At 62.9% G+C, this 7845-nt stretch carries 4 protein-coding genes; all 4 read right to left on the bottom strand.

The window, feature by feature from the left end:
- Positions 1-391 precede the first annotated feature (391 nt).
- The 4 genes from ABZ807_RS32735 to ABZ807_RS32720 all read right to left on the bottom strand — a co-directional run bounded on the left by ABZ807_RS32735 (position 392) and on the right by ABZ807_RS32720 (position 7409).
- A complete protein-coding gene (locus ABZ807_RS32735) occupies positions 392-4618 on the bottom strand; it encodes a hypothetical protein (protein ID WP_357166866.1) in 4227 nt (1408 codons plus the stop codon).
- A 437-nt stretch (positions 4619-5055) separates the two neighbouring features.
- A complete protein-coding gene (locus tag ABZ807_RS32730; RefSeq protein ID WP_146230979.1) occupies positions 5056-5253 on the bottom strand; it encodes a hypothetical protein in 198 nt (65 codons plus the stop codon).
- Positions 5254-5632: 379 nt separating this feature from the next.
- Positions 5633-5851 (bottom strand): hypothetical protein, encoded by a 219-nt coding sequence (locus ABZ807_RS32725; RefSeq protein ID WP_357166862.1) that lies wholly within the window; start codon positions 5849-5851, stop codon positions 5633-5635.
- Between the two features lie 235 nt (positions 5852-6086).
- Positions 6087-7409, bottom strand: coding sequence for a hypothetical protein (locus ABZ807_RS32720; protein ID WP_357166859.1), 1323 nt, complete (start codon positions 7407-7409; stop codon positions 6087-6089).
- Positions 7410-7845 lie beyond the last annotated feature (436 nt).

The following is a 7845-nucleotide window of genomic DNA, read 5'->3' as shown; positions in this document are numbered from 1 at the left end:
CCGCACCCACCACACCCCCGCCGTCATGGCAGCCCTGCGCGACATCATCCGCAGCACGTTCCGCCTCACCGGCTGGGCCAACACCGCCAGCGCCCACCGCGCCCACACCACCCCCGCAGCCGCCCTCACCCTCCACCGCATCCTATGATCAAAACGGACAATCACGGAACACTCCGGGGCCCTGCTACACCTGGGTCCGCGTGCCACCTGGACATGCGCCTGCGGCTTCACACCAAGGAACGCCGGGACGTGCCGCCGAGTCATCCGAGGACGACCTCGTGGCAGTACGCCTGCACACGAGCGCCGTCACACAGCACGACCTCCACCCGACCACTGCTGCCGGCCCGCCTCCCCACGGCGTGGACCGGCTTACCGGCAGCAGCTTGGGTACCTATCGAGCCGGGTCAGCATGAGTCGTGGGTTTCGGTATCGGCCGCCCCAGCAGGAGCGATGCCATCTCGTGGAGAATAACTGGGCTTAGCCGAATAGCGGGGAGTATCACTTCCGGCACCAGCTCCAGGCTCATCGACTGCGCCACCAGTTGACGCGTCCTTACTAGTTGGTCGTCTCTGGCGGCGCACTTAGCCAGCATCGCGGCTTTGCCCTCGCCGTGATGCATTTGCTCCAGCAGCGCGACCGTCTGTTCTACGAGACCCTGCTTAAGCATCTCGTCGAACAGATCTTCCATCACCATCATGGCGATGGCAGCGTTCGCGTCCAACAGGTCCCGCGCGAATGTGTCCCAAAGCCCTAGCCGGACTATGGCAGTGAGATCTTCCATGGAGACCGAATCACGATCTACAACGACAAGGTGCTTGCCAGCCAGCCCTCCACCGAGAATGTCTGCCTCTTGTCGGAGCCCCGCCTGCAGGCAGGCGAGCGTTAACCATGCGTTCGGCCATCTGCCGTCTGAGCGCGTGGCATCGGGGTCAGCGGTCTGCAAAAGCAGCCGGACGCAAGTCGCGGCCTCGGCAATAAGGCCCGCGTCGGCCAGCGCGACGGCAAGTCTGGCGCCTAGATCACCGTCGCGGCCAGCCGCGTCGGCATAGAAACCCAGCGCTTCGCTTTTGCTCATGCCCAGTGCCAGCAGCGCCTTGAACTTGGCGACGACTACACGCTCGGCTAGCGAACCTGGTTCCAGACCGTCCTGAGCAAGGATTGCCAGTGCGCGCGCTGGCTCTCCGACCTCCAGAGCGAACTCGGCAAGCTCCGTCGTGTGAAGCGGGCTGTTTGCCTGTTCTAACAAGCTTTCGAGATCATCAAGGAGACGAGCCGGTGTGGATGGCGGTGCTGGTAGCCGGGCTGCCGCCAGAATCGCTCGGAACCGTGCCTGCGGTGATACCCCATCAAAGAAGTTGAACCACTTGCCTGGCGGATGACGCAAAGCGCAGGACGCAAGAAATCGCGTACCCCAGGCCAAATCCCAATCCTCAAACCGCCTGAAGTTGAGAAGGTAGGAGGTCTGGAGGTGAAGGTATTCCGACACTTGCATCTGCCCACACTCGTGAGCGGCAGCCGATAGCTCGGCGACGAGGACGGGTTGCGCTTTACTTCGGACCTCAGCAAGGGCGGCTGCCACGTTATTGAGCATGTGATGGGCGCCATCCGCATCATCCCGATTAAGCATGGCAAGCGCGCACTGCGCGAACGCATCTACACGCAGCCGCGGATCGCTGATTTGTGAAGCCATACCAGGGGCATGGTTGAGCTCGCCGACCTGACAGGCGATCTGGACCGATTCGGCGAGCACGTCATCATCGAGGGCCAAGTCAGGGACTTGACGCGGGTCCACGCCATGCGCAGCGTAGGCACCGGCGAGCGCGACGATCACATCACGGTCGCTGCGGGGGTGCAGCGCTACGAGATCGATGATGATTTGACCAATGCGGGCATCAATGTAGCGGGCCGCCTTGGCGAGGAGCTGCAAGTCCTCGCTGTCGACGTCCACCACCGACGACCGTGCAAGCTGCGCGGCCATGGCCGCCGCTGCTTGACCGAGCGCGGACGTGAGGTTCTCGGGTAAGCACCGTTCGCCCTCCTCCCAGAGGACGCTGCACGCGTCGAGTCCGGCGCTGAGGCGAGTGGCTGGATCGGCACCTTCCAGAAGCTCGAATAATCGGTGCAGTTCGTCGAGGCGGACCAGGACGTCTGCGCTCGACGCAAGCAAGTGGCCAGGTTCGTCGGTGACCTCCAATGCCTTGGCGAGCAGTCGTCGTGCGATGTCGTGGTCGAGGCGGGCAAAATTCGCGCTCAGCGCGGAGAGCCGCCATTCGTCACCCTCCTCGGCTTCGGCTAGCAGCGACTCCGCAGCAGCCCGTGCACGGGCTGCTGCCGCTTCGTCCCCGGCGAGCGCTTGTAGGACAGCTGCGCCTACCCGTTCAACGAGGTCATCAAAGGCAAGGCGGCCGGGGATGTACTCGGCTTCCGCGGCAACAGCGGCAGCCTGGCCCGGCGCGTCGGGCAACAGATCTCGTGCGATCTGCAGGAGTGCGTGCGATCGGAGGTTTGGATACGGGATGGTGCGGGCGAGCTGCACGGCATGGTTGAGCCGCCCGATCCGTGCGAGGGCCAGAACGTATTCCGACGGTACAGCGTCGGCTCGATCATGAATGTTGTGACGCAGAACTGAGACTCGTGTCAAAAGCTGCAAGTCGGGATTGCACTCCTGAGCAAGCAGCGCGGCGGCATCCGAGAACTCGGTGAGAGCCGCCGTCTCCCCACCGGTCCGCCAGCTCAGTAGTGCCTGTCTGCTCTCGGAAGCGAGCAAGGCCAGCATGCGGCCGTCTCGGTCGGCGGCAAGCATCGACGGATAAGACTCAACAAGATATTCTGGGGTATTCGCAGGCCAACCGTCTTCCTGCCAGCGCTGCGCCCATCGGTCGATCCCTAATCGAGACGACCCGAGTTCGTTACTGGTCAGTTCGTGGCGCAGCAGCTCGACAAGTGTGTCGTGGGCGATAGTGTAGTGCGTCGTTGAACGTTGCCGATCTTGTCGCTGTTCGAGGACACGAGCAAGGCGTCCCTTCACCAAACCTCGAACACGGCCGACGCTCGTTCCTAGGATCTCACTCAGGTCACCGATTGTCAGTCCACCGCGGGCGACAGTAATGATCGCCGTGATTTTACGCAACTCGTCTTCGTCAAGGACGTGATCGAGCTCGTGTTGAGCCTGAACCCGAATCGCCGCAGCGGCGGGTGATGGATGGAGGTTCCATACTTCGCAGGTACGGAGCGGATGATGAGTATCAACATCTGAGGGAATGTCGGTGTTGCTGCGGCTGGTCACCAGAACGTTCGCGCCCATCTCAATGCGATGAGGCAGCTGCGAGGCGATACTCGGCTCGTTCAGCTGACGTGCATCATCTTCGTCCAACCCATCGACAATGAGCAGCATTGACCGCTGCTGACGCCGCACCGACGCCGCCGCTCGGGCCCACAGATCGAGGAAATCGGCGCGGCTCGGTTCCACGGGTGCAACCTCGTCCATCAGCGCCGCCAATTGCAAGCAAGCGGCCTGGAGAAATTGCCCCGCTCGCCCGGTGCCACCACGACGCGAGACGAAGAACCCGACAATGTCTACCAGCGGCGGCGGGTCAACTGCGAGGTGGCTGACCAAGGCCGTTTTGCCCGCCCATGCACCCCCTCGAAGATGAAGGTAACCCTGGCTCTCGCTGGCAAATTTCGCCAACTGCGCGAACTCGCTATCGCGCTCCTTCAGCTCGGGGCAGCGGGCTGCATAGTCTTCGAAGAGCGCACGGTATGGGGACGATCGCGACTTGGCAACCGATAAACCTAATTCGAACCGCCCGTAAAGTTCACGGCGCAGAACTGCGCTGTCGACACGTCCGGCACGTTGCGCAAATGTCGCTGCCAGCCGATTCAGATACAGCCGTAAATGGTCGGCGACAGTAGCGTCGTTGGTCAGTTGAGTGAGGCTAGCCACAAGATCTGCCTTACCACCTGAGTCCTCACCATCCAAATCGACGCGAATCACGTGCAAAGCTGCAAGGAACCTCCAGGTAAGTTCGTCAGGAGAGATTTTTGCCGCATCGGCACCAAGCTGCGTCGCTGCGTTGACAACGCGCGAGACTCTTTGTAATTCGGCGCGAATCGTGGTGCTGCGTGCCGAAACCGCTTCTTGGAAACGGCCAGGGTTATTTTGGGTCCTTGCCACCCCTGCGAGGTCGACTAAGTCGGCGACATGACTTTGTGTCGCCGAGACAGCGAGCCCTAGCCGGCGTTCGCCGCTGTCCAGTTCCTGGCGGAACTCTACGACCATTCGCAGGTACTGCGAAACAAGCCGAAGCAGCTTCGGGTCGCTCTGCTTGAAAACCGGGTTCCTGCGCACGCCGATTGACAGGATGCGACGTTCTGCCGATGAGGCACCAACAACCACGATGTCATCGACTGGGCTCGTCGTTGCCTGTTGGAACCAAACCTCCTGGACGACAAAACCGTCACCGAGCCCGGCAGTAGGACGACCCAGGAGAAGATCCGCGAGCAGCCAGCCGCCGTAATCATGTTCGAACGTCACACCCCCGCCGCCGGTCGAATAAGGACTCGCCACATACATCGTCCGCAGCCCTCTCGCCCGTTCTGAATCTTCGAGGACGAACATCCACCCTGCACCCGCAGGGCTACACCTTGCGCATAGTAGACGCCGAGAAGTCCACCTATGACCCTCGCACTTGCCGACCTAGCCGGCAAGGATGATCTCGCAACGGGGGACCATCAAGTAGGTCCTCCCCCGCACCCTCGCCCCATCACATTTACGCACGTTCTCCCTAAGTCCCGCCCCTAGCAACCCTCCAACCTCTTCAGTCCAGGGCATCCTCTCCCCTGAGGGCGTTGCCCTCGACTTCGATCACAACAAAACCGCAAAGCGGCTGGCCGCCCTGCAGAGCCGTCCGCCAGCGCGCCCCGCGACGGTACTCACTCCCTCACGGTCTTCCCGCTTCGAGATACTCCCTATCGCCCGCCCACATTTGGGGCGAACAGTATCGAGGCGCGCCTTCTCCTGGTCCACGTGGAAGCCGCAGATCGGGCTCGCGTCATCTACATGCCGGACACCGCCTGGCCAATAAGCGGAACACCCGCCAGACTTATCCCAGAGCCGATCTCACGCCCCAGTTCCGATGTCACCTGTTGAGATTTCGACACGTCAGCAATGATTCGCTTACGCTCGCCTTCCCGATCCCTACCTGACGCCTCAAACGACGCCTTTTCCTCATCGCTCACCACGACGGTCGTCAACCAACGCAGCATGAGGTGGTTTGGAACCACCCTCCGCAGGGCGGCTCCGAAGGGCCTACCTTCATCTTCCACGCAGCACCGCATCAAGGACCTGACCTACATCAGCCCCTCCTTGCGTTCAGGACACACAAGATCATCACAACGACCGCGATCGCCGCAGAACGACCTCGACAACCCGAACCGATCGCCGGATGCACTGCTTGCCTACCAACCCGTGTCCGTGTCGCATTGTAGTAAGCCGTGATGTAGCGGCCTTCCGCGGTCCGCCATGAACCAACCGGTGGCCCGATTCTTCACCACGGCCCCCATACGACCGAGCAGCCCCGCCTCGGCTGGGGCGGGCAGTGTCTGCCCGCCCCAGCCGACGTACCCGAGGATGTCACGCAGCAGTGTCCCGGTCAGCGGAACCGCGGTCCCGCCTCGCCACCAGATCGCGTAGCGCCCTCACGAAGAACCAGAGCGCGACCAGGAGCACCGGCAGGACGGCCCATGAGCGCCAGCTTCTCTCGGCGAGAACGTCGGGCATGCGGATGCCGGTGTAGAAAAGCATCAGGCCGGCGATGAGCAGTCGCGCCCACGGGTTGGACGTTTTCACCATGCCCAGTTCCGATGGTTGGACTCCACGCCATTAGCTCGAACCCAATGATCCGGCCCGTCGCCGGAGTAGCAGCCCGTTGAGGTAGAAGCTGAGCCTGAGGCGCTTGTCCGCAGAACGAGGCTGTAGAACCCTGAAGGGTCGACAGAGTCGTGGCAGGTGACGACGAACTCGCGTAGTGGACTTCCCGTCATCGGCGCATGATACCGGCGATCATCCGAGCCGTGGTCACCGGATTTCAGACGGGCGTAACCGGCTTGGATCGGGCGTAGAGGTTCGACAGGCGCAGGTCAACGGATAGTTGGTGACGCGCTTCGGGGCTGACCGATCCGGGATCGATGAGATCACGCCACGGGCCGGCGGCGAGCCCAGACGCGTAGCAGATGGGGCATTCGCCCTCGCTGGTGCAACCGAGGTCGCCGCTGATCAGGTTGCGCGCGTGACCGAGCGCGTCGTCGGGGTGGTCGGCGCGAACAAGGTGCCACGTGCCAGCTTGGTCCTCGGGTTCGAGGCCGGCCGCGATATCAGCGCGCATCGGCCGGTAGAGCTGCCCGCCGTCGTAACGGATGGCGAAGACCCGGTCGAGATGGTCGACCTCGTCCGGCTGCGGTTGGTGTCTGGCGTACCAATCGCTGGCGTCGGCCAGGTTGCCGGGACCCCACACGTAGTCGGTGGGAAAGAGGGTGTTTTCGAAGCGGCTATCGAAATGGGCGAGGCCGGGGTCCATCTCGTGGATGCTCGGGTGGAAGCGGCCTCGCAGGATGACGCAGCGCAGCTCGTCGTCGCCTTCTTGGGGACCGCCACGGAGATGTTCGGCGAGGAACGTCTGCGTGCCGCCGTGGTCGTCCCAGGCGACGACGACGATGTTGCGTTCGCTCGGTGCCGAGTACAGGCGGCCGCCAGGGGTCGGATGGCCCCACAGCTCGTTGATGAATTCCGCCAGATCTCTCAACGTGCGAAAGCAATCGACAGGCATGAGCAGACGAGCTGAGGTCGGGTGCGCTACGAAGTTTCGCAGCTGCATCGACACGCGCTCGTGGCCGCGGTTGCGTTGCCCGCGCAGCAGTCCCGCTGCCCGGGCCCACCGGTGGAGTCCGTCGAGCATTCCGTTGAATCGCACGGTGGCCGGTCCCGCGCCCACCCGCAGCCGTGACTTCTTGCCAGCAGACGTTTTGAGGAAGTCCATGATCGGCTCGTAGGAGGTGGCGTCCACGCGGAACTCGCGGTGGTCGCTGGTCCGGATGAACGTGACGGTGCCCGCGTGAAACTCGAGGAACCGGTCTCGCAGGGCGTGCTCGATGACCAGCAGGGCATGGCCGTCGACGATGGTGAAGATGTCGTAGCAGAGCACTCCGTACGCGTAGATCGTGCGTAGCTGATCGAAGCTCTGCCGCGTTCCGGCCGCGACGTCAGGGGCCAGGTCGAGGCCTGCGACGAGTTCCTGCTGGAACTGCGCAGCTGACTCCGGAGTAAGGATCCTGTCAAGGCCGAGCCCGCCCGGGGTGAACCGCTGCGTGCGCTCGTCGGCTTCTCGCAGTTGTTCCAGGGACTTGATCTCCACAATGACCTCGCCGCCGATTCGAGACGGTGCACACACCGTGCCCGGTGTTCGCCGAGCCGCCCAGAATGACACACCACGAAGCCGCCTGTCCTCCCGATATCCCGACCGCTCATCCCGTGCCGGCGAGGAAGGGCAGGAACTCGCGTGTGGCTGGGGCGAGCCGGTCCGAGACGTCATCTGAAGTGTTGGGCTGAGGTATCCGGACAGCCGAGAGCTGAGCTTCATCCGATCGTCGGTGCCTCGATGCGGTAGCACGAAATTCCACCAGAGCCAGCACAGCCTGTTGCTCTACGATCGGCGAGCACAAACATCGGCGATGAGGGCGACAGCGTGCCATGGCGCACTGCCATAAACTCAAGGCCGGTTGGCGATGATTGGTCCGTATTTAGGTGGCCTGGGGTTCGGGGTGGGGTCGGTGCCCGGATGTGAAGAAGCT

The sequence above is a fragment of the Micromonospora sp. NPDC047548 genome (assembly GCF_040642975.1).
Classification (GTDB): Bacteria; Actinomycetota; Actinomycetes; order Mycobacteriales; family Micromonosporaceae; genus Micromonospora.
This window is presented reverse-complemented; position numbering and strand designations above follow the sequence as displayed.